This is a genomic window from Pseudomonas oryzihabitans, assembly GCF_007665395.1.
Classification (GTDB): domain Bacteria; phylum Pseudomonadota; class Gammaproteobacteria; order Pseudomonadales; family Pseudomonadaceae; genus Chryseomonas; species Chryseomonas psychrotolerans_C.
On the sequence record NZ_VDND01000013.1, the window covers coordinates 126660 to 148113 of the forward strand.

Here is a 21454-nt window from a genome sequence, read left to right on the forward strand (position 1 = left end):
GTCAAACCGCCGCAGGTCGTTTTCCGTCATGTCCCAGGACTCGCCAGATCCCGTCGCCCCGCTGCCCGCCGGCTATGCCTTCGCCGAGCTGGAGCAGCCCGCCGTGCGCGGCGAGCAGCCACTGGCCGAAGAGGTGGCGCTGGCCATCGCCTACAACGGCATCAGCCATGCGGTGATGATGGCGACGCCGGCCGACGTGGAAGACTACGTGGTCGGTTTCAGCCTCAGCGCCGGCATCGTCGATGCCATCGACGACATCTATGGCATCCAGGTGCGGCGCGTCGGCGAAGCCCTCAATGTCGATGTCGAGATCAGCAGTCGCACCTTCTGGGCGCTCAAGCAGCAGCGCCGCCAGCTGGCCGGTACCAGTGGTTGCGGCCTGTGCGGGGTCGAGGCCCTGGAGCAGGCGCTGCCGCAGCTGGATCGGCTGCGCAAGGTGCCGCTGCCACCGGCCGCCCACCTGCACGACCTGCGCCAGCGTATCGACGCCGCCCAGGACCTGGGCCAGCGCAGCGGCGCGGTGCATGCCGCGCTGTTCATCGACGGCCAGGGCGAACTGACCCTGTGCCGCGAGGACATCGGTCGCCACAACGCCCTGGACAAGCTGATCGGCGCCCTGCTGCGTCAGCGCCAGCCGGTGCGCGAGGGCTGCGTGGTGGTCACCAGCCGCTGCAGTCTCGAACTCATCCACAAGGCGGTGCGGGCCGGACTCGCCACCCTCATCACCCTGTCGGCCCCCACCGGGCTGGCCGTGGAATGGGCGCGCCGTCATCGTCTCAACCTGATCCATCTGCCACACCGGTCGCCACCGCGGGTCTATGCCCCGGCGCCGGTGGCCCCTTGATCCCACGGGAAGCGCCATGAACAAACCTCAGCAGTCCTTCAAACCCTATCAAGGCCCCGCCGCCGGCTGGGGCGCCCTGAAGAGCGTGGTGCACTTCTGGCTCGACAGCGGCAACGCCTTCAAGAATCTGCGTACGCTGCTCAAGACCAACCAGGACCATGGCTTCGACTGCCCGGGCTGCGCCTGGGGCGAGGCTCCGGAAAACGGCCTCGTGAAGTTCTGCGAGAACGGCGCCAAGGCGGTCAACTGGGAAGCCACCAAGCGCCGTGTCGACGCCAGCTTCTTCGCCCGCCACAGCGTGACCTCGCTGCTAGAGCAGAGCGACTACTGGCTCGAATACCAGGGCCGGCTGACCGAGCCGCTGCGCTACGACGCGGCCACCGATCGCTATGTGCCCATCGCCTGGGATGCCGCCTTCGCGCTGATCGCCAAGGAGCTCAAGGCCCTGGCCAGCCCGGACGAGGCGGAGTTCTACACCTCCGGCCGCGCCAGCAACGAGGCGGCCTTCCTCTATCAGCTGTTCGTGCGCGCCTATGGCACCAACAACTTCCCCGACTGCTCGAACATGTGCCACGAGGCCAGTGGCGTGGGCCTGGGCCGCAGCATCGGCGTCGGCAAGGGCACCGTGACCTATCACGACCTGGACGAGGCGGATGCCATCTTCGTCATCGGCCAGAACCCTGGCACCAACCACCCGCGCATGATCGAGACCCTGCGCAACGCGGTGAAGCGCGGAGCCCAGGTGGTCTGCTTCAACCCGCTCAAGGAGCGGGGCCTGGAGCGCTTCCAGCATCCGCAGAGTCCGCTGGAGATGCTCACCAACGACTCGCGGCCGACCAACACCGCCTACTTCCGTCCGGCCCTGGGCGGCGACATGGCGGCCCTGCGCGGCATCGCCAAGTACCTGCTGCAATGGGAGCGCGAGGCGGCTGCCAAGGGCGCCAAGCGGGTCTTCGACCACGACTTCATCGCCGCCCACACCCTGGGCATGGATGACTACCTGGCCCAGGTCGACGCCACCTCCTGGGAGCTGATCGAGCGCCAGTCGGGATTGTCGCTGCACGAGATCGAGCAGGCCGCGCGCATGTACGCCCGCGCCGAGAAGGTCATCATCTGCTGGGCCATGGGCGTCACCCAGCACCGCCACTCGGTGGCTACGGTGCAGGAAATCGCCAACCTGCAGCTGCTCTGCGGCCACATCGGCCGGCCTGGCGCCGGTCTCTGCCCGGTGCGCGGCCACAGCAACGTGCAGGGTGACCGCACCATGGGCATCGACGAGAAGGCCCCGGCCTGGCTCAGCGACGCCCTGGCCAAGCGCTTCGCCTTCGAACCGCCGCGCAACCGCGGCCACAACACCGTGGAGGCCATCGCCGCCATGGAGCAGGGCCAGGCCAAGGTGTTCATCGGGCTGGGCGGCAACTTCGCCCAGGCCACCCCGGACACCCCGCGCACCCACAAGGCGCTGCGCAAGTGCCGCCTGACCGTGCACATCGCCACCAAGCTCAACCGCAGCCACCTGGTGACCGGCCAGCAGGCGTTGATCCTGCCCTGCCTGGGGCGCACCGAGATGGACGTGCAGAAGGCTGGCAAGCAGGCCATCACCGTGGAAGACAGCTTCAGCATGGTGCACGCCTCGGCCGGCATCCTGAAGCCGCTGTCGACGCAGATGAAGTCCGAGCCGGCCATCGTCGCCGGCCTGGCCAAGGCCACCCTGGGCAACCACCCGGTGGACTGGGACTGGCTGATCGAGGACTACGACCGCATCCGCGACCTGATCGCCGACGTCATCCCCGGCTTCCAGGACTTCAATGCCCGGCTGCAGGCCCCCGGCGGCTTCTACCTGGGCAACAAGGCCGGGCGCCGGGAGTGGAACACCGCCACCGGCAAGGCCAACTTCGCCGCCAATGCGCTGCTGCACGACCTGCTGCCGGACGCGGTCCGGCGCCAGGGCATCAAGCCGGACCTGATCCTGCAGACCATGAGGTCCCACGACCAGTACAACACCACCATCTACAGCCTGGACGACCGCTATCGCGGCGTGAAGGGCCAGCGCGACGTGGTCTTCGTCAACCAGGCCGATCTCGATCGCCTGGGCGTGGCCGCCGGCGAGAAGGTCGACCTGGTCGCCCTCTGGGACGACGGCCTCGAGCGGCGGGTCCGTGGCTTCACCGCGCTGCCGTTCGACATCCCGGTCGGCCAGGCCGCCGGCTACTACCCGGAGACCAACCCGCTGGTGCCCCTGGAGAGCTACGGCGAGGGCAGCTTCACGCCCACCTCCAAGTTCGTCGCCATCAAGGTCGAGAAGGCCAGCGCCGGCAACCGCATCGCCTCGGTCGCCTGAGGTCCCCGCGAAAACGAAAAAAGCCGTCGCAAGACGGCTTTTTTCATGGCGCTGCGCCGATCACTGCAGGGTGAAGAGCACCTTCACCTTGTCGGTCACCGCGGCCTTGTCCACGTAGCCGATGGCATCGGCTTCGCCGGCCACCTGGGCGACCACGGCGGCGTCGCCGGCCAGGCTGGGCAGCGGCTGGCCCTTGCCGGTGAACACCAGGCCGGACCAGTAGGACTTCAGCTGGGCCTCGTTCTTGTTGGCGACCTTGGCATAGAAGGTTTCCTTGGTCGCCGACCAGTCCTTCTGGTCGACGCCCTTGAGGGACTTGTCCTTGCCCAGGAAGATGTTGGCGACCTCGTCCTGGCTGGGCGTCTTGGCCGCGCCCGGATTGACGATCACGGCGACTTCGGCGTGAACCAGGCTGGTGGCGAGCAGCAGGGCGGCGCCGGTGAGCAGGCGGAAAGAACTCATGGGCGGATTCCTTAGAAGATGAAGTCGAGGCCGATGCTGACGATGTCGCCGTCGAAGTTGCGTGCCGGCGCGCCGAAGCGGCCGCCGGTGCGGTCGTAGATGGCGTTGGCGATGCTCTCGTTGTCGGTCTTGACGAAGGTGCCGCTGTAGCCGCCGGTGGTGTCGACGCGCTTGTATTCGCTCTTGAGCACCAGGCTGGGGGTGATGTTGTAGTTCAGGCCGTAGGTCCAGGAGCTCTGGCGGCCGGCGCGCTCCTCGTCCAGCTGGGCGTAGGTCACGTGGGCCAGGAAGTCGCCGAAGCGGCGGCCAGCCATCAGGTAGAAGGCGTTGCTGCTGCCCTGGTTGTCGCCCTCGATGACGCGGCGGGTCCATTCGTTGCTGGTCAGCCAGGTGCCGTTGTCGTACTGGTAGCCAAGGGAGGTGAACTTGCCCTTCTGGTCATCCAGGGTCAGCAGCGGATAGTGCAGGTCGATGCTGGACTCGGTGTAGGCCAGGCGCACGGTGCCGTAGTCGTTGGTCGCCAGGCTGACGTTGGCGGCGGCGATGCGCTTGTAGTCGATGTCGTAGAGGTTGTCGTTGACGAAGTAGTTGCGATTGACCGCCTGGCCGCCGCTCACCTGGAAGTTCAGGGTACCGAGGCTGGTCGGCAGGCTCCAGAGGGCGTCGGCGCCTTCGTAGTTGGAGACCTGGACCTGGCTGTAGACCTCGTCGGGCAGCCGCAGCCAGGGGTAGGTGAGGCCCACGTCCAGGGTCTCGGAATACATGAACACCGGGGTACGCAGGCGGCCGGCGCGGAAGGTCAGGTTGTCGGTGGCGTGGAAGGCGAGGTACGCCCATTCCAGGTTGGCCTTCCAGCTGTCCTGCTCGGGCTTGGCGGTGACCTGGAGGGTGGCGTCCAGCTTGTCGGTGAGGCCGTACTGGAATTGTCCGCCCAGCTTGCTCAGCTGGTCGCCGCGCCAGCGGTCGTTGGTCTGGCCCTGGATGCCGAAGCTGCGGCCATCGTCCTCGCCACCCAGGTGGGTGATGCCGGCGGTGCCGAAGCCGTTGAAGCGGTAGTCACCCTGGTCGAGGGCGAGCGCGGATCCCGCGCAGCTGAGGGCTGCGCCGAAGGCGAGCAGACGTGCAAAAGCCATGGAAGTGCTCCTGGGGTTTCTAGGTATGGGGAGAGTCGGTAAGGGGATGGCTAGATGCGGAAGCGCGAGGTCGCCTGCCGGAGATCGGTGTCGACCACCACCAGCTGCTCGCCCATGCGGGCGGTGGCGGTGGTGCTGTCCGCACTGGACTGGGTATCGCTCTGCAGGCGATGGGTATCGCTGCTGATCGAATCGGAGAGGCTCAGTTGCTCGCGGGTGAGCAGGGCGATCTGGGCGTTGTAGTCGTTGATGCGCGCCACGGCCTGGGCGATGCCTTCGAGCATCTCGGTGGCGGCGTTGGAACTGCTGGCGCTGGCCTGGGCCTTGGTGTTGTTGCCCTGCATCGCCAGCAGTACGCGCTGGGCATTGCCCTGCAGGCGTTCGATGATCTCCTGGATCTCGGCGGTGGAGCGCGCGGTCTTCTGCGCCAGGTTGCGTACCTCGTCGGCGACCACGGCGAAGCCGCGACCCTGCTCGCCGGCACGCGCGGCCTCGATGGCGGCATTGAGCGCCAGCAGGTTGGTCTGCTCGGCGATGGACTTGATCACGTCCAGCACCAGGCCGACCTGGCGGGTTTCCTGCTCCAGCTGCTGCATCGACTCCGCCGATTGCCGCACGCTGTCGTCCAGTTCGCCCATGTTGCGCGACAACTGGCCGATGCTGGTGCGGGCGGCGGCGGACTGCTCGGCCGCCGCCGCGGCCTGGTCGGCGGCTTCGCGCGAGCGCGTGGCCACCTCGTGCAGATTGCCGTTCATGGTCTGGATGTCACGGCCGATGGAATCGGTATGGCCGTGCTGGGAGCGCGCGTTGTTTTCCACCGTCTGGGTCAGCCGATAGAGTTCGGCGGACACCTGGCCCAGCGGGTGGGCGGCGTCGATGATGGATTTGATGGTGTCCTGCAGGCGGTCGAGGAAGGCGTTGAACAGGGCGGTCATCTGGCCGATCTCGTCCCGCGAGCCGACCTGCAGGCGGCGGGTCAGGTCGCCGTCGCCCTGGGCGATGGCGCGCAGCGAGGCGATCACCTCGCGCACGCTGCCCAGCACGCTGCGGATGGTCAGGACGGCGGCCGCGGCGAGGAGCACCACCAGCAGCAGGCTCAGCCAGATGCCGACCCGCGTGGTGTTGGCGTTCTCGTCGCGGGCCTGGGCCAGGGTGTGCTGGAAATCGGTATAGGCATGGCTGCGCAGGGTGGTGCCCAGGGCCTGGGCGGCCGCGAGGTCCGAGGCCATGCGGTCGAGGCTGGGGCGCAGGGAGTCGAAGGAGCCGCTGCCCTTGATCAGTTGCTCCGAGGCGCTCAGGGCATTATCCCCGTAGCGATGGATGCCTTCGCGCCAGCGCGTGATCTCTTCACCGCGCGCCGGGCTCTGCCGGGTGAGGTCGGCCATTTCCTGGAGGCGGCTGTCGATCTCGCCGACGACCTTGCGCGCCTCGCCCAGGGTTTCCAGTTCGCTGGCGGTCACCGCGCTGTTGAACAGGCCGGGCAGCCGGGAAAACTGGAAGAGCACGGCATCGGCCTTTTCCAGCAGCGGATAGCTGTGGTTTTCCAGTTGGTCGAGGCGCTGGTCGTTACCGGCCAGTTGGGCGGAGGTGTAGGCGACATAGAGCAGCAGGCCCAGCAGGGCGGCCGCTGGCAGCAGCGACAGCTTGAGCGTGAGCGACAGGTTGCGGAACATCTACACCTCGGGTGGCACGGGCAGTGGCAAGCGTCGAGGTGCGGGGCCGTCTTCTGGAGTGAAGGCTCGCCGGTGGTCAGAGCCTGACCAGTCACCACGTCCTGTTGGCCTCGCCGGTAGCTGAAGCGAAGCCGTTACCGTTTCGACGGCCTTGATGAAAACTTGAATGGAATAACCGTTATTGCGATTAACGCCGATGGACGTTGCGAAAGCGGGCCTGGGCGGTCATTTTTAATGATTTGGACTGACTAGTCGTGCCATGACCACGCTGCTTTCCCCGATAGAATCCTGGCTGGAGACGGATACCGAGCGCCTGGGCCTGCTGCGGATCCTCGCCGAGCTGCGTCTTCCCGACGCCTGGCTGGCGGCCGGCTTCGTGCGCAATCTGGTCTGGGATCGCCTGCACGGCCATGCCACGCCAACACCGCTTGCCGACCTGGACGTCATCTATTTCGACGCGGCCGATTGCCGGCCCGAGCGCGATCGAGCGCTCGAGGCCGAGTTGATGCTCAAGGCGCCGGGGTGGCCCTGGTCGGTGAAGAACCAGGCGCGAATGCATAGGCGCAACGACGATGCCCCTTACGCCAGTAGCCTGGATGCCATGCGCTTCTGGGTAGAGGTGGAAACGGCATTGGCCGCGCGCCTGACGGAGACTGGCCAGGTCGAGGTGGTCAGCCCCTTCGCCCAGGACGGGCTTTTCGCCCTGCACCTCACGCTCAACCCCCGGCGACCGCGCCCTGCGGCCTTTCGCCAGCGCCTGACCACCAAAGGCTGGCTCGCGCGTTGGCCGCGGTTGCAGGTCCAGGGCCTGGCACCCGCGGTCCGCTCGCCTGGGTAGCCAATCCGTGGACGGGCGCACCTCATGCAGCCCGGACGAACCCTGGAAGGGCGCTAGACTCCATAGAAGGTCACTCGTTGTTCCCTTCCGGCAAGGAATCCCCATGTCCACCACGGATCGTCGCCGTGCCTTTCTCCAGCATCCCGGCTTCTCCCGGCTGTTCGCGCCGGGGCGCCTGACCCTGGGTTTCCTGTTGCCGCTGGAAGGCTATCCCGATGATCCCCTGCCGACCCTGCGCGACCACGCCCGGCTGGCGCGCCTGGCCGACCAGCTGGGTTTCGCCGCGCTCTGGGCGCGCGACGTGCCCTTCTATGATCCCGGCTTCAACGATGCCGGCCAGGTGTTCGAGCCCTTCACCTATCTCGGCTATCTGGCGGGCATCACCCAGCACCTGACCCTGGCCACCGGCAGTGCCGTCATCACCCTGCGGCATCCTCTGCACCTGGCCAAGATGGCGGCCTCGGTCGATCAGCTCAGCGACGGCCGGCTGGTGCTGGGCGTGGCCTCGGGTGACCGGCCGGTGGAATACCCGGCTTTCGGCCTGGAGAACGAATTCGAACGCCGTGGCGAGCGCTTTCGCGATGCCTTCGAGATGTTCCGCCTGGCCGGCGAGACCCCTTTCCCCCTTGGCGAATTCCGGCGCTTCGGCGACCTGCAGGGCGTGGCGGACCTGGTCCCCAAACCGGTGCACGGGCGTATCCCGGCGCTGGTCACCGGGCGCAGCCGGCAGACCGTGGACTGGATCGCCGCCAAGGCCGACGGCTGGTTCTACTACTTCGTGCCCGTCGAGCACGTGCCGGCGCTGACTCGGGTCTGGCGCGAAGCGCTCGACGAGATCGGCGGGCGCGAATTGTTCAAGCCCTTCGCCCAGGGCCTGTTCTTCGAGCTGGCCAGCGATCCCGCCCAACCACCCAGGCCCATCCATGCCGGGCTCTCCTGCGGCCGCCGCGCGCTGGTGGACTATCTCGCCCAGTTGCAGGACGCCGGCGTCAACCACCTGGCCCTCAACCTCAGGCCCTCGCGGCGGCCGGCCAGTGAAGTGGTCCAGGAGCTGGGCGAATTCGTGCTGCCGCACTTTCCTTCGCTGCAATAGAGGGCACCCTGCGGGTGTAGCGCCGGGTAACACTTGCCTGGCTAACGATCCGCGCCCCTGGCGCGCCGGGCGCCGGGCAGGCCGCCTGGCGTGGTTCAACCGGGTAGCAACCCTTGGCCTGATCTCTGCATAGTTTTGCGATCTGTTACTCCTGCCCTGGTGCAACCGGATCGACGGCAGAGCGCTATGGGTTGCACTTAGTTGCACTTTTCTTTCGCGCGGCGCTAAGCTGCGCCGACTTTCGACGCCTTCTTGCTTGAGGACCTGCGCATGGCCACCACTACCACCCTGGGCGTAAAGCTCGACGAAGCCACCCGCGACCGCCTCAAGGAAGCCGCGCGCCGGATCGACCGGACGCCACACTGGCTGATCAAGCAGGCCATCTTCACCTACCTGGAGACCCTGGAGAGCGGTGCGACCCTGGCCGACCTGCAAGGCATCGCCCAGCGCCTGGCCGAGGGTGACAACGAAGCCGTCGAGGCCCTGGCCGATCCGGTCTACCAGCCGTTCCTGGAGTTCGCCGAGAGCATCCTGCCGCAGTCGGTGCTGCGCTCGGCCATCACCGCCGCCTATCGCCGGCCGGAGGAGGAACTGCTGCCGCTGCTGCTGGAGCAGGCGCGCCTGCCCGCCGCCCAGGCCAAGGCCACCCATGAGCTGGCCCATCGCATCGCCGAGAAGCTGCGCAACGCCAAGGGTGCAACCGGACGCTCCGGGATGGTGCAGAGCCTGCTCCGCGAGTTCTCTCTGTCGTCCCAGGAGGGCGTCGCCCTGATGTGCCTGGCCGAGGCCCTGCTGCGTATCCCCGACAAGGGCACCCGCGACGCCCTGATCCGCGACAAGATCAGCACCGGCAACTGGCAGCCGCACCTGGGCAACAGCCCCTCGCTGTTCGTCAACGCCGCTACCTGGGGTCTGCTGCTGACCGGCCGCCTGGTGTCGACCCACAACGAAGCCGGTCTCACCAGTTCGCTCAACCGCCTCATTGGCAAGAGCGGCGAGCCGGTGATCCGCAAGGGCGTGGACATGGCCATGCGCCTGATGGGCGAGCAGTTCGTTACCGGCGAGACCATCGCCGAGGCCCTGGCCAACGCCAGCAAGTTCGAGGCGAAGGGTTTCCGCTACAGCTACGACATGCTCGGCGAAGCCGCCCTGACCGAAGCCGACGCCCGCCGCTACCTGGCGTCCTACGAGCAGGCCATCCACTCCACCGGCAAGGCCTCCCACGGCCGCGGCATCTACGAAGGCCCGGGCATCTCCATCAAGCTCTCGGCGCTGCATCCGCGCTACAGCCGCGCCCAGTACGACCGGGTGATGAGCGAGCTCTATCCGCGCCTGCTGGAGCTGACCCTGCTGGCCAAGCGCTACGACATCGGCCTGAACATCGACGCCGAGGAAGCCGATCGCCTGGAGATCTCCCTGGACCTGCTGGAGCGCCTGTCCTTCGAGCCGCAACTGGCCGGCTGGAACGGCATCGGCTTCGTCATCCAGGCCTACCAGAAGCGCTGCCCGCTGGTGATCGACTACCTGATTGACCTGGCCCGGCGCAGCCGGCGCCGCCTGATGATCCGCCTGGTCAAGGGCGCCTACTGGGACAGCGAGATCAAGCGCGCCCAGGTGGAGGGCCTCGAGGGCTATCCGGTCTATACCCGCAAGGTCTACACCGACGTGGCCTACCTCGCCTGCGCGCGCAAGCTGCTGGCGGCGCCGGAATCCATCTATCCGCAATTCGCCACCCACAACGCCCATACCCTGGCGGCCATCTACCAGCTCGGCGGGCAGAACTACTACCCCGGCCAGTACGAATTCCAGTGCCTGCACGGCATGGGCGAGCCGCTGTACGAGCAGGTGGTGGGCAGCGTCAAGTACGGCAAGCTGGCACGGCCGTGCCGCATCTATGCCCCGGTGGGCACCCACGAGACGCTGCTGGCCTACCTGGTCCGCCGTCTGCTGGAAAACGGCGCCAACACCTCCTTCGTCAACCGCATCGCCGACCATTCCATCTCGCTGGACGAGCTGGTGGCCGACCCGGTGGTGCAGATCGAGCAGCAGTCCACCAACGAAGGCGCCATCGGCCTGCCACATCCGCGCATTCCCCATCCGAGCGCCCTGTACGGTGCCGAGCGGCGCAATTCCAGCGGCCTGGACCTGTCCAGCGAACACCGCCTGGGCTCGCTGTCGGCGGCCCTGCTGGCCAGCGGCAGCACCGCTTGGGAGGCCCGCCCGTTGCTCGGTCGCACCAGTGAGCCGGCGATTCCCCAGCCGGTGCTCAATCCGGCCGATCGCCGCGACCGCGTCGGCCAAGTGAGCAATGCCACTCGCGCCGACGTCGACATCGCCCTGGAAGAAGCCCTGGCCGCCGCACCGATCTGGCAGTCCACTCCGCCCGAGCAGCGCGCCGCGGCGCTGGAGCGCGCCGCCGAACTGATGGAGGCGCAGATCCAGCCGCTGATGGGCCTGCTGGTCCGCGAGGCGGGCAAGACCTACGCCAACGCCATCGCCGAGGTGCGCGAGGCGGTGGACTTCCTGCGCTACTACGCCGCCCTGGTGCGCCGTGACTTCGCCAACGACAGCCACCGCCCGTTGGGCCCGGTGGTCTGCATCAGCCCCTGGAACTTCCCCCTGGCCATCTTCAGCGGCCAGATCGCCGCCGCCCTGGCCGCCGGCAACACCGTGCTGGCCAAGCCGGCCGAGCAGACCCCGCTGATCGCCGCCCAGGCCGTGCGCCTGCTGCTGGAGGCCGGAATTCCCGAAGGCGTGCTGCAACTGCTGCCGGGCGAGGGCTCCAGCATCGGTGCCGCCCTGGTCAACGACGTGCGGGTCAAGGGCGTGATGTTCACCGGCTCCACCGAGGTGGCGCAGATCCTGGCACGCAACATCGCCGGCCGCCTGGACGCCCAGGGCCGGCCGATCCCGCTGATCGCCGAAACCGGTGGCCAGAACGCCATGATCGTCGACTCCTCGGCGCTGGCCGAGCAGGTGGTCACCGACGTGGTCGCCTCCGCCTTCGACAGCGCCGGCCAGCGCTGCTCGGCCCTGCGCGTGCTTTGCGTGCAGGACGACGTGGCCGACCGGGTGCTGGAGATGCTCAAGGGCGCCATGGCCGAATGCCGGCTGGGCAATCCGGAGAACCTGGCCATCGACATCGGCCCGGTGATCGACGGCGAGGCCAAGGCCACCATCGACAAGCACATCCAGACCCTGAAAGGCAAAGGCCGGCGGGTGCACCAGGGCGGTCGCGTGGAAGGCGACGCCATCCACCGCGGCACCTTCGTCCTGCCCACCCTGATCGAGCTGGAGAGCCTGGCCGAGCTGGGGCGCGAGGTCTTCGGGCCGGTACTGCACGTGGTGCGCTACGCCCGCAAGGACCTGGACAAGGTCATCGACCAGATCAACGCCATCGGCTACGGCCTGACCTTCGGCGTGCACACCCGCATCGACGAGACCATCGCCAAGGTGATCGAGCGCGCCCATGCCGGCAACCTCTACGTCAACCGCAACATGGTCGGCGCGGTGGTCGGGGTGCAGCCCTTCGGTGGCGAAGGCCTCTCGGGCACCGGCCCCAAGGCCGGCGGCCCGCTGTACCTCTATCGCCTGCTCAGCACCCGTCCCGAGGGCGATCCCGCCGTGGCCCTGGCCAAGGACAGCGCCGGCGAGACCGAATGGCAGGTGCGCGACGCCCTGCGCCAGCAGGCCGGCAATCCGCTAGGCGCCCTGCAGGATTGGGCCAGGCAGCAAGGCCTGGGCGAGCTGGAGCAGGCCTGCCTGGGCTTCGCCGAGGAATCCCTGAGCGGCCTGACCCGCCTGCTGCCGGGCCCGACCGGCGAGCGCAACAGCTACAGCCTGCTGCCGCGCAGCCGGGTGCTGTGCCTGGCGGCCGACGAAAGCGACCTGCTGCTGCAACTGGCAGCGGTCATGGCCGTGGGCAGCACCGCCCTGGTCGAGGAGGGCCACAAGGGCACGCTGAATCGCCTGCCGCAGGCGGTCCGGGCACGGGTACAGAGCGCCGCCGACTGGCGCAAGGACGAGGTCGCTTTCGAAGCCGTCCTGCACCACGGCGATTCCGACCAACTGCGCCAGGTCTGCCAGCAGGTGGCCAAGCGCAACGGCCCCATCGTCGGCGTCCAGGGCCTGGCCCGCGGCGAATCCGCCATCCCGCTGGAGCGCCTGCTCATCGAGCGCGCCCTGAGTGTGAATACCGCGGCGGCGGGGGGTAATGCGAGTCTGATGACGATTGGGTGAGGGACCGTCGGGCTGAGCTGAATGCAGCGAAGCCCGACATTCATATACCTGTTGGGCTTCGACGATGGAGCCGTCTCAACCCAACCTACGAAAGCACATCGTAGGTTGGGTTGAGCGCAGCGAAGCCCAACAGGCAGGTTTGCCGTCGGGCTTCGGCGGTGGGGCCGTTTCAGCCAGCCCTACTGGGTCATGGCCTCGTTCAGGCGAGGCTGTAGCCGGACCTAATACAGCGCCCCATACCCCTCCGGTTCCACCGGAAAGCTGCCGTCGTTGGCGGCGATCAGCTTGTTCAGCCGTACCGGGATGGCCTTGGCCGCCGGAACCTTGCTGCCTTCGGCATGGTGCCAGAGCGGGATCAGGGCGTTGCATTCCGGGTAGTAGCCCCCGCAGGCGCCTTCCGGGATGTTGTAGGGCGTGACCCGTAGCGGACCCACCTCACGGCGCACGCCGTCGTCGGCCACCGTCGAGACCTGCACCTTGTCGCCTTCGGCCAGGCCCAGGCGTTCGATGTCGTTGCGATTCATCAGCAGCACCGCGCGGGTGCCTTTCACGCCACGGAAGCGGTCATGGTAGCCGTAGATGGTGGTGTTGAACTGGTCGTTGCTGCGCAGCGTCATCAGAGTCAGGACGTCGCGCCCGCTGGCGGGCATGTCCGGGTCCTCTTCCAGGCTGCGCGGCACGATAAGGTTGGCCTTGCCGGTCTCGGTCTTCCATTCGCGTTTGGCCGCCGGGAGCGGGCGATGGAAGCCGCCTACTTCCCAAAGCCGCGCATTGAAGTCGTGGAAGATCTCCGGGAAGGAGCGGGCGATCTCGTCGCGGATCAGGCCATAGTCGGCGACCCAGGCATCCCAGGTCACCTGGGGATTGTCCGGCAGGGTGGCCTTGGCCAGGCCGGCGACGATGGCCGGCTCGGACAGCAGCTCGCCTTCCGGTGGTTCGGCCACGCCGCGCCAGCCGTGGACGCAGCCGGTGCTGTCCTCGGTGCTGTGGGCCTGTTCCACGCCGTGCTGGCGATCGATCTCGGTCCGGCCGAGGCAGGGCAGTAGGTAGGTCTTGTCCGCCGGTACCAGGTGATTGCGATTGAGCTTGGTGGCGATCTGCACCGACAGGCGCAGGGTGCGCCAGGCCGGTTCCATCAGGCTGGTCTCGGGGATGGCGCGCAGGAAATTGCCGCCGAGGCTGATGAAGGCCTTCACCGAGCCGTCGAGGATGCCTTCGCAGGCTTCCACGGTATTACGGCCCTTGTCCTGCGGCGGGGTGAAGCCGAAGCGCTCGCCGAGCTGGTCCAGCGGCGCCAACTCAGGCTTCTCGGTGATGCCCACGGTGCGCTGGCCCTGAACGTTGGAATGCCCACGCACCGGGCAGATGCCCGCACCGGGCTTGCCGATGTTGCCGCGCAAGAGCAGCAGGTTGGCCAGCATCTGGATGGTCTCCACCCCATGACGGTGTTGGGTCAGGCCCATGCCATAGATGCCGATGACCTTCTGGCAGCGACCATAGACCGCGGCGGCCGCCTCCAGGGCGCTGCGGGTCAGGCCCGACTGCCGTTCCAGCTGCGGCCACTCCTGCCGCTGCAGCCATTCGCAGAAGTCGGCGAAACCATGGCAATGCTCGGCGATGAAGGCATGGTCGAGCACCGCCGGGCGGCCCTGCTCGCGGGCCTCGTCATCGGCGGCGAGCAGCGCCTTGCACATGCCGGCCAGGGCAGCAATGTCGCCACCGGGCTTGAGCTGGTGATACTGGGTGCTGATCTGGGTGGGGTGATCGGTCAGCATCTCCACCGGCGATTGCGGATTGACGAAAGTCTCCAGGCCACGCTCGCGCAGGGGATTGAAGGTGATGATGGGCGCGCCGCGCTTACGGGCTTCCTGCAGGTCATGCAGCATCCGCGGACTGTTGCTGCCGGGATTCTGGCCGAAGAAGAGCAGGCAATCGGCCTGGTCGAAATCGTTCAGGGTGACGGTACCCACGGTCACGCCGATGCTCTTGGGCAGTGCCACCGAGGTGCTCTCGTGGCACATGTTGGAGCTGTCCGGCAGATTGTTGGTGCCGTACAGGCGGGCATAGAGCTGATAGAGGTAGGAGGTTTCCAGCGCGGCGCGGCCGGAGGCATAGAAGATTACCGAGTCCGGATCCAGCGCCTTGAGTTCGGCACCGATGTCGGCGAAGGCCTCGGCCCAGCTCACCGGGCGATAGCGGTCGCTGGCGGCGTCGTAGCGCAGGGGATGGGTCAGGCGGCCGACCTCTTCCAAATCGTAGTCACGCCAGCCGCGCAGTTCGGTCAGGGAATGAGTCGCGAAGAACTCGGGTCCGCATCTCTTGCTGGTCACTTCCCAGGCGGTGGCCTTGGCGCCGTTCTCGCAGAATTCCAGCGGATGGGGCTTGCCCGGCTTTGCCCAGGCGCAGCTCACGCAGGCGAAGCCGCCATGCTTGTTCTGCCTGGCGAGCAGGGCGCCGGATTTGAGCGGTACCCGCTCGCGCAGCACGATCTCGGTCACCGAGCGGGCCGAGCCCCAGCCGCCGGAAGGGGCGTCGTAGCGTTCAACCCTGGGTTTGCCGATCTTGCTCATGGTGCGCCTCGCGTGGCTGTAGGGCGATGTGCCTATCAATCATCGGACGACGCGTCTGGCAGGAAGGTTCTGGCGGTCAGCCCGGCGGTGCGGCGAAGCCCAGTTGGCGCCAGCCTTCGTAGACCGCGACCGCCACGGTGTTGGACAGGTTGAGGCTGCGGCGGTTGGGCAGCATTGGCAGGCGCAGCCGCTGCTCCGGTGGCAGGGATTCCAGCACCTCGGCCGGCAGGCCGCGACTTTCCGGACCGAACAGCAGGGCATCGCCCGGCGCATAGGCGATCTCGGTGAAGGGATGGCTGGCCTTGGTGGTGAAGGCCAGCAGTCGGGGCGGCTGCAAATCTGCTATACAGGCCGCCAGGCTGGCGTGGGTGCGCACCGTGGACCACTCGTGGTAGTCCAGGCCGGCACGGCGCAGTTTCTTGTCGTCCAGCGCGAAACCCAGCGGCTCGATCAGGTGCAGGCGGCAGCCGGTGATGGCGCACAGGCGAATGACGTTGCCGGTATTGGGCGGAATTTCCGGTTGGTAGAGGATGATGTCGAACATGAAGGGCAGGGCGCCTGGCAAAGCGTCTATGGTACTGCGCGGCCGCCGCGCCGTCGCGAGCGGGGCGAAGCGATGAGCCTCGGCCGTCGGTTGGTCGATTGGCTGCTGCGCGAACACCGGGCGCGCCAGGACGAGCTGGCGCGGGTGGAAGACCCGGCACTGCTCAAGGCCGAATGGCGCGCCCAACGCCAGCGCCTGACCCTCTGGCTGGCCTCGGCGGCGCTGGGCGCCGGCCTGTTCGGCATGATCATCGGCCAACTGGTGTACCAGCGCACCCATCCCGATCCCTGGTCGGCCGAGGCGCGTCGCCCGGTCATCCTGGGCGTGGCAGCCCATCAGGATCCGGGGCGCTTCGATTTGCAGATCACCGCCGATCGCTCGCTGTTCTACGAACGCTATCGCCCCGACGGCGCCCTGAGCCTGCGCCTGCCCCGCGCGCGCTGGGACGGCGGTGAACGCCAGGGGTGGGTGGTGCGGCCGGGTGGCAGCTTTTCCTGGACGGTACGCCAGGAGGGGCAGGACCTGAAGGTGCTGCTGGTGGGGGTTGGCGGCGCCTTGCAGGCCAGTGACCGGATCGTCGCGGAGGGCGAGGATTGGGTACTGCACATCGAGGTCCCGCTGGCGCCCTGAAATGCCCCGTTATCAGGCAAAAACCGCGGATATGCACCAGAGCTGAACGTCACTCCACGGCGGTCGCAACCGGCTGAGGTCAGCCCTTCGAAGACTCAGGATGACGCCTTCATCACTGGAAAACCGCTCTGGGCCAGGGTTTGCGCTTTTCTATGGACAAAAAAAGAGGCCATCACGCGATGTGATGGCCTCAAGAAGAAAAGAGGGGATTCCCCAGCCTGCCTGTACCGAGGTCCCCAAAAGGGTAGTTACCTAGGATATTGCAGGAGCTGTGCCAAGTTTTGGGTTGGGTGGTTTTGGGGAGATTTTGTAGGTTGGGTTGAGGCGGCTTCATCGCCGAAGCCCAACAATGTGAAGGATGTTTAGCTGTTTACCGAGTTTTGTGGGTAGTTCTTGTTTCGCCCCCTCGGGCGAGTCACTTTTGCCAGTCGCGGCTGCGCGCCCCGGACAAAACTAAGCAAAAACGCTTGCCCCGGACATCCGGCCCTCCGCTGCGCTGCGGGTCCGCTCACGCCAGTGCCGTTCCGGGGTCGGTCCAGATGGGCCGTCCCTGGCCCACTGGACCTCTCGCCGCATCCATGCGGCTCGACCCACTCCACGACACTGGCGTTCGCCCTCCTGAGCGGGGCGGTTTTGCCAGCCTGAAAGTTTTGGTGGAAGAGCCGTAGCGTGGACAACGGCGAAGCCTTGTCCACTGATGACGTTGGAGCTCAACTGTGGAAAACGCTACGCGGTTTTCCATGCTACGAATCACTCTGGCTCTGCCTGTAAACACCGCAACCTCAGGCTAGCGCGCCGTCCCCGTCCGTGAGGCCGAGTTCCGGTGTCGTGGAGGGGATTGCGAGGCAGGAAGCCCCTTCGTGCCGTGCCCCTGCCACGGCGCCGGAGCGAGGGAAACGTAGCGAAGCGGAGTAACAGCCGTAGGCAGGCCCGAAGGGTGAGCGAAGCGAATCACCCGGAGCGAAGCGGAGGGCCGAAACGTGGGGACAGCGTTTTTAGTTATTTTTTTCGGGACGCGTAGTCCGGCGCGCGAAGCCGCGACTGGCAAAAGTGACTCGCCCGGGTGGGCGAAACAAAACTATCAGCAAACCGCGATAATCAGCTTAGGCAGCTATAAGTCCAAACTCGAAACGTTGGGCTTCGCTATCGCTCAGCCCAACCTACAACAACTCAGTCCTCCCCCTCCTCATCCGGCCCGTCCACCTTCATGCCCAGTTCCTTGATCTTGCGGGTCAGGGTGTTGCGACCCCAGCCGAGCAGGACGGCGGCGTCGCGGCGGCGGCCGGCGGTGTGCTTGAGGGCGGTCTCGATCATGATGCGTTCGAAGGCCGGCACGGCGTTGTCCAGCAGGCTGGACTGGCCGCGGGTGAGGGCCTGGTCGGCCCATTGGCGCAGCGCCTGTTCCCAATTGGCGGCGGGGGCGGCGTCCTGCGGCTGGTTGAGCAGCTCAGGCGGCAGGTCGTCGATCAGCACCTCGCGGCTGGAGGCCATCACCGTGATCCAGCGGCAGGTGTTCTCCAGCTGGCGCACGTTGCCCTGCCAGGGCAAGCCCTTCATGTATTCCTCGGTCTCGCCGCGCAGGGTCTTGGGCTCCACGGCCAGTTCCTGGGCGGCGCGGGCGAGGAAGTGGCGGGCGAGGGCGGGGATGTCCTCGCGACGGTCGGCCAGGCGCGGGATGTGGATGCGGATGACGTTGAGGCGATGGAAGAGGTCCTCGCGGAACTTGCCCTCGCGCACCAGGCCCTCGAGGTTCTGGTGGGTGGCGGCGATGATGCGCACGTCCACCTTGACCGGGGTATGGCCACCGACGCGATAGAACTCGCCATCGGCCAGCACCCGCAGCAGACGGGTCTGGGTGTCGGCCGGCATGTCGCCGATCTCGTCGAGGAACAGGGTGCCGCCGTCGGCCTGCTCGAAGCGACCGCGGCGTTGGGCGGCGGCGCCGGTGAAGGCACCCTTCTCGTGGCCGAACAGCTCGGACTCCATCAGGTCCTTGGGAATGGCCGCCATGTTCAGCGCGATGAAGGGCGCCGCGGCGCGCGGGCTGTGGCGGTGCAGGGCGTGGGCGACCAGCTCCTTGCCGGTACCGGATTCGCCGTTGATCAGCACCGTGATGTTGGAGTGCGAGAGGCGGCCGATGGCGCGGAACACCTCCTGCATCGCCGGCGCCTCGCCGATGATCTCGGGGGTGCGGGTCAGGTGCGCCGGTTCGGCGAAGCCCTGCTGCTCCTGGGCATGCTGCCCGGCGCGCTTGACCAGGGCCACGGCCTCGTCGACGTCGAAGGGCTTGGGCAGGTACTCGAAGGCGCCGCCCTGGTAGGACGCCACGGCGCTGTCCAGGTCGGAATGGGCGGTCATGATGATCACCGGCAGGCGCGGGTGCATCTCGCGGATCCGCGACAGCAGGTCCAGGCCACTGGTGCCGGGCATGCGGATATCCGAGATCACCACGTCCGGCTGCTGGCGACCGAGGCGGGTCATGACGCTGTCGGCGCTGTCGAAGGCGACGGTGGTCATGCCCTCCTGTTGCAGGGCTTTTTCCAGGACCCAGCGGATGGAACGGTCGTCGTCGACGATCCAGACGGTCTCCGAACGGCTCATGCGTGCTCCTCGTTATTCCAGCGGCAGGAAGATGCTGAAGGCGGTGTGGCCGGGATGGCTTTCACACTCGATCAGGCCCTGGTGCTGGGTGATGATGTTCTGGGTAATGGCGAGCCCCAGGCCGGTGCCGTCGGGACGGCCGCTGACCATGGGGTAGAAGATGGTTTCCTGCAGGTCCTGGGGAATGCCCGGGCCGTTGTCGGTGATCTCCACCTTGCACACCAGGCGATGGCGGTGGTGGCCGATGGTGAACTGGCGCAGGGTGCGGGTTCTCAGGGTGACCCGGCCAAGGCGCAATTCGTTCTGCTGGGAGATGGCCTGCATGGCGTTGCGGACGATGTTGAGCACCGCCTGGATCATCTGCTCGCGGTCGATCATCAGATCGGGAATGCTCGGATCGTAGTCGCGCACCAGGTTGATCAGGCCCTGGCTCTCCGCCTCCACCAGGCTGCAGACCCGTTCGAGGACCTCGTGGACGTTGGTGATGGCCAGCTTCGGCAGCTTGTTGGAGCCGAGCATGCGGTCGACCAGGTTCCGCAGGCGATCCGCCTCCTCGATGATGACGTTGGTGTAGTCCTTGAGTGCCTCTTCCGGCAGCTCGCGGGCCAGCAGCTGGGCCGCGCCGCGGATGCCACCGAGGGGATTCTTGATCTCGTGGGCCAGGCCGCGCACCAGCAGCTTGGTGGTCTCCTGCTTGGACAGCTGCGCCTCTTCCTTGGTGATGCGCAGCAAGCGGTCGCGCGGATGGACCTCCAGCAAGAGTAGGGTGTTGTGGCGGTCGAGGATGGGCGTCACGGCGTAGTCCACGGTCAGGCTGTTGCCCGAGGTGGAGACCAGCAAGGCCTCGCGCTTGGTGAAGGGGTGGGCATGGTCCACCGCCTGGCGCAGCGCCTGCAGGGCTTCCGGCGATTCGGTGAAGAGCTCGCTGATGAACTGGCCGTGGCTACGCTGACCGCTGATGGCCAGCAGCATCTCCGCCGCCGGGTTCATGTACTCCAGGCGCAGCTCCGCATCCAGCAGGATGACCGCGGTCGTGAGGTTGTCGAGCAGGAGTCGGTGGATGACGTCGGTAGGCATGAGAGGCCACAGCGCTATAGGGACGATAGGAAAATGCAAGAAGCAAACCAAGACGCCCCGAGTTAGGGCAGATAGCTGCAACGTGCACTAACAGCCGCCGCGCGGCGCCAAGCTCCCTGCCGGATTTGTATCAAGATGGTGCGCGCGCGAAAAGCGCACCAATAGGGTGCGTTATAGGAAGGGTAGCCAGGATTTCCTGGCTTCGGGCGGCTTCATGTCCAGCGGACATTCCGGTCGTTTGCCCCAGTCCTGGCCGGCGCAGGGATGCGCCTGGCGCTTCTGCTCCAGGGAAGGGCGCCGCAGGTGGAAGGGCTGGGCCGGGGTACGCTCCAGCACGCTGCCATCGGCGGCGAGGATTTCCGCCACCAGGCTATGGGTGCCGCGGTCCAGGTTGCCGAGGGGGAACACCGGGCTGCGGCCGACCCCGGCTTCCTTGTCGTCCAGCAACAGCCGGTAGCTGTGGCCTAGCTGCAGCTCCGGCTCGCTGACCAGGCTGACGATGAGCTGCCCCTGCTGATCGATCACCGTGGCGTCCGGCTCCGGTACCAGGATGCGTAGCATCTGGTAGCGGAAGGGCGCCGCCTTGGGCGCTTTCGCCACCGGCGGTGGCGTCGGGCTCAGCTTGCGCGTCGGCTGGCCTTGCTGGTTGAGATTGTTGGGGGTGGTCACCGGCACCTTGGTGGCCTTCACGCCCTTGGGCGGCTGGTCGGTGTAGACGCGGTTGCCTTCCTTGTCGACATAGCTGTAGACCGCCGCCTGGGCGGGCAGCAGCAGGCAGAGCAGCAGCAGGGCGAGCAGGGGGCGCATCAGCGGGCCGGACTGTTGACGCTGATGCGTTGCACGGTGACGGTCTTATCGGCGCTGGTCTGGACCACCTCGCCGTTGCCGGACACCACCTGGGCGGCGAAGCGGTGCTCGCCGCGCTCGAGGTTGGCCACGCCGAAACGGGTGCTCTGGCCAGGATTGCCATAGGGCGCGCCGTCCACCAGCAGCTGCAGATTCTGCCCGGGACCCAGCGCCGGCTCCACGGACACGCCCACCGAGAAGGTGCCGTTGTTGGCGCGGATGGCCTCGTCATCGGGGACGTTGACCTCCAGGCGGCTGAAGGCCGGGCCGGCGGGTGCCGCCGCAGCCGGGGCACTGGGCGCCGTGGGGGCCGGGCGCGGATTGTCCACGGTGTTGGTCGGCGCCACCTGCACGGGCTTGGCGTTGGCCGAGGGCTGGTCGCTGAACACCGTGTTGCCCGCGGCATCGACCGACTTGTAGATCGCGGCCTGGGCGGAGCAGGCGAGGCAGAGCAGACAGCAGGCAAGCAGGCGAGGCATGGCGGGATCTCGGCCGGGCGATGGGGATCAAGGGTAGCAGGCGCGCCGGGTGCGCAGGTAGGCAGCTCGGCCTATCCGCGGTGG

At 67.2% G+C, this 21454-nt stretch carries 15 protein-coding genes; 6 read left to right on the forward strand and 9 right to left on the reverse strand.

Going from position 1 to position 21454, the window contains the following annotated elements:
* Positions 1-28: 28 nt before the first annotated feature.
* Positions 29-844, forward strand: coding sequence for a formate dehydrogenase accessory sulfurtransferase FdhD (gene fdhD, locus FSV73_RS22130; RefSeq protein WP_058772265.1), 816 nt, complete (start codon positions 29-31; stop codon positions 842-844).
* 16 nt (positions 845-860) lie between these two features.
* Positions 861-3185, forward strand: coding sequence for an FdhF/YdeP family oxidoreductase (locus FSV73_RS22135; protein WP_145011546.1), 2325 nt, complete (start codon positions 861-863; stop codon positions 3183-3185).
* A gap of 60 nt (positions 3186-3245) precedes the next feature.
* On the opposite strand, the gene FSV73_RS22140 is transcribed toward FSV73_RS22135, so the two are convergent.
* Genes FSV73_RS22140 through FSV73_RS22150 form a run of 3 tightly spaced genes read right to left on the reverse strand, consistent with a single transcriptional unit; the run spans position 3246 to position 6453 of the window.
* The gene (locus tag FSV73_RS22140; protein ID WP_145011550.1) at positions 3246-3647 is read right to left on the reverse strand and encodes a phosphate ABC transporter substrate-binding protein; all 402 of its coding nucleotides are present in this window, start codon (positions 3645-3647) and stop codon (positions 3246-3248) included.
* Between the two features lie 11 nt (positions 3648-3658).
* Positions 3659-4780 (reverse strand): hypothetical protein, encoded by a 1122-nt coding sequence (locus FSV73_RS22145; RefSeq protein ID WP_145011553.1) that lies wholly within the window; start codon positions 4778-4780, stop codon positions 3659-3661.
* Between the two features lie 50 nt (positions 4781-4830).
* Entirely contained in the window at positions 4831-6453 is a 1623-nt protein-coding gene (locus FSV73_RS22150) for a methyl-accepting chemotaxis protein (protein ID WP_145011556.1), read from the reverse strand.
* Between the two features lie 259 nt (positions 6454-6712).
* On the opposite strand from FSV73_RS22150, the gene FSV73_RS22155 reads away from it, so the two are divergent.
* The 3 genes from FSV73_RS22155 to putA all read left to right on the forward strand — a co-directional run bounded on the left by FSV73_RS22155 (position 6713) and on the right by putA (position 12623).
* A complete protein-coding gene (locus FSV73_RS22155) occupies positions 6713-7291 on the forward strand; it encodes a nucleotidyltransferase family protein (protein WP_145011560.1) in 579 nt (192 codons plus the stop codon).
* A gap of 103 nt (positions 7292-7394) precedes the next feature.
* Positions 7395-8384: an LLM class oxidoreductase gene (locus FSV73_RS22160; RefSeq protein ID WP_145011563.1), complete on the forward strand. Its 990-nt coding sequence runs from the start codon at positions 7395-7397 to the stop codon at positions 8382-8384.
* Positions 8385-8654: 270 nt separating this feature from the next.
* Positions 8655-12623, forward strand: coding sequence for a trifunctional transcriptional regulator/proline dehydrogenase/L-glutamate gamma-semialdehyde dehydrogenase (gene putA, locus FSV73_RS22165; protein WP_145011566.1), 3969 nt, complete (start codon positions 8655-8657; stop codon positions 12621-12623).
* Positions 12624-12844: 221 nt separating this feature from the next.
* On the opposite strand, the gene FSV73_RS22170 is transcribed toward putA, so the two are convergent.
* The gene (locus FSV73_RS22170; protein ID WP_145011690.1) at positions 12845-15184 is read right to left on the reverse strand and encodes an FdhF/YdeP family oxidoreductase; all 2340 of its coding nucleotides are present in this window, start codon (positions 15182-15184) and stop codon (positions 12845-12847) included.
* Between the two features lie 85 nt (positions 15185-15269).
* Positions 15270-15737, reverse strand: coding sequence for a tRNA (cytidine(34)-2'-O)-methyltransferase (locus FSV73_RS22175; RefSeq protein WP_058761468.1), 468 nt, complete (start codon positions 15735-15737; stop codon positions 15270-15272).
* Between the two features lie 72 nt (positions 15738-15809).
* Here FSV73_RS22175 and FSV73_RS22180 point away from each other — a divergent pair, with 72 nt between their 5' ends.
* Positions 15810-16367 carry a hypothetical protein gene (locus FSV73_RS22180; RefSeq protein ID WP_145011569.1) on the forward strand — a complete coding sequence of 186 codons (558 nt, stop codon included), beginning with the start codon at positions 15810-15812 and terminating at the stop codon, positions 16365-16367.
* Positions 16368-17537: 1170 nt separating this feature from the next.
* On the opposite strand, the gene ntrC is transcribed toward FSV73_RS22180, so the two are convergent.
* The 4 genes from ntrC to FSV73_RS22200 form a co-directional block, all read right to left on the reverse strand.
* Positions 17538-18968, reverse strand: a complete 1431-nt coding sequence (gene ntrC, locus FSV73_RS22185; protein ID WP_059230568.1) for a nitrogen regulation protein NR(I) — start codon at positions 18966-18968, stop codon at positions 17538-17540.
* Between the two features lie 12 nt (positions 18969-18980).
* The gene (gene glnL / locus FSV73_RS22190; protein WP_145011572.1) at positions 18981-20045 is read right to left on the reverse strand and encodes a nitrogen regulation protein NR(II); all 1065 of its coding nucleotides are present in this window, start codon (positions 20043-20045) and stop codon (positions 18981-18983) included.
* Positions 20046-20216: 171 nt separating this feature from the next.
* Entirely contained in the window at positions 20217-20852 is a 636-nt protein-coding gene (locus FSV73_RS22195) for a DUF4124 domain-containing protein (RefSeq protein WP_145011575.1), read from the reverse strand.
* The gene (locus FSV73_RS22200; protein ID WP_145011578.1) at positions 20852-21370 is read right to left on the reverse strand and encodes a DUF4124 domain-containing protein; all 519 of its coding nucleotides are present in this window, start codon (positions 21368-21370) and stop codon (positions 20852-20854) included. Before FSV73_RS22200 ends, FSV73_RS22195 begins: the two co-directional genes overlap by 1 nt.
* Positions 21371-21454 lie beyond the last annotated feature (84 nt).

Excerpts from the sequence above, each read along its gene's own strand:
- fdhD (WP_058772265.1), top strand. The coding sequence starts at position 29 with ATGTCCCAGGACTCGCCAGATCCCGTCGCCCCGCTGCCCGCCGGCTAT.
- FSV73_RS22135 (WP_145011546.1), top strand. The coding sequence starts at position 861 with ATGAACAAACCTCAGCAGTCCTTCAAACCCTATCAAGGCCCCGCCGCC.
- FSV73_RS22140 (WP_145011550.1), bottom strand. The coding sequence starts at position 3,647 with ATGAGTTCTTTCCGCCTGCTCACCGGCGCCGCCCTGCTGCTCGCCACC.
- FSV73_RS22145 (WP_145011553.1), bottom strand. The coding sequence starts at position 4,780 with ATGGCTTTTGCACGTCTGCTCGCCTTCGGCGCAGCCCTCAGCTGCGCG.
- FSV73_RS22150 (WP_145011556.1), bottom strand. The coding sequence starts at position 6,453 with ATGTTCCGCAACCTGTCGCTCACGCTCAAGCTGTCGCTGCTGCCAGCG.
- FSV73_RS22155 (WP_145011560.1), top strand. The coding sequence starts at position 6,713 with ATGACCACGCTGCTTTCCCCGATAGAATCCTGGCTGGAGACGGATACC.
- FSV73_RS22160 (WP_145011563.1), top strand. The coding sequence starts at position 7,395 with ATGTCCACCACGGATCGTCGCCGTGCCTTTCTCCAGCATCCCGGCTTC.
- putA (WP_145011566.1), top strand. The coding sequence starts at position 8,655 with ATGGCCACCACTACCACCCTGGGCGTAAAGCTCGACGAAGCCACCCGC.
- FSV73_RS22175 (WP_058761468.1), bottom strand. The coding sequence starts at position 15,737 with ATGTTCGACATCATCCTCTACCAACCGGAAATTCCGCCCAATACCGGC.
- FSV73_RS22180 (WP_145011569.1), top strand. The coding sequence starts at position 15,810 with ATGAGCCTCGGCCGTCGGTTGGTCGATTGGCTGCTGCGCGAACACCGG.
- ntrC (WP_059230568.1), bottom strand. The coding sequence starts at position 18,968 with ATGAGCCGTTCGGAGACCGTCTGGATCGTCGACGACGACCGTTCCATC.
- glnL (WP_145011572.1), bottom strand. The coding sequence starts at position 20,045 with ATGCCTACCGACGTCATCCACCGACTCCTGCTCGACAACCTCACGACC.
- FSV73_RS22195 (WP_145011575.1), bottom strand. The coding sequence starts at position 20,852 with ATGCGCCCCCTGCTCGCCCTGCTGCTGCTCTGCCTGCTGCTGCCCGCC.
- FSV73_RS22200 (WP_145011578.1), bottom strand. The coding sequence starts at position 21,370 with ATGCCTCGCCTGCTTGCCTGCTGTCTGCTCTGCCTCGCCTGCTCCGCC.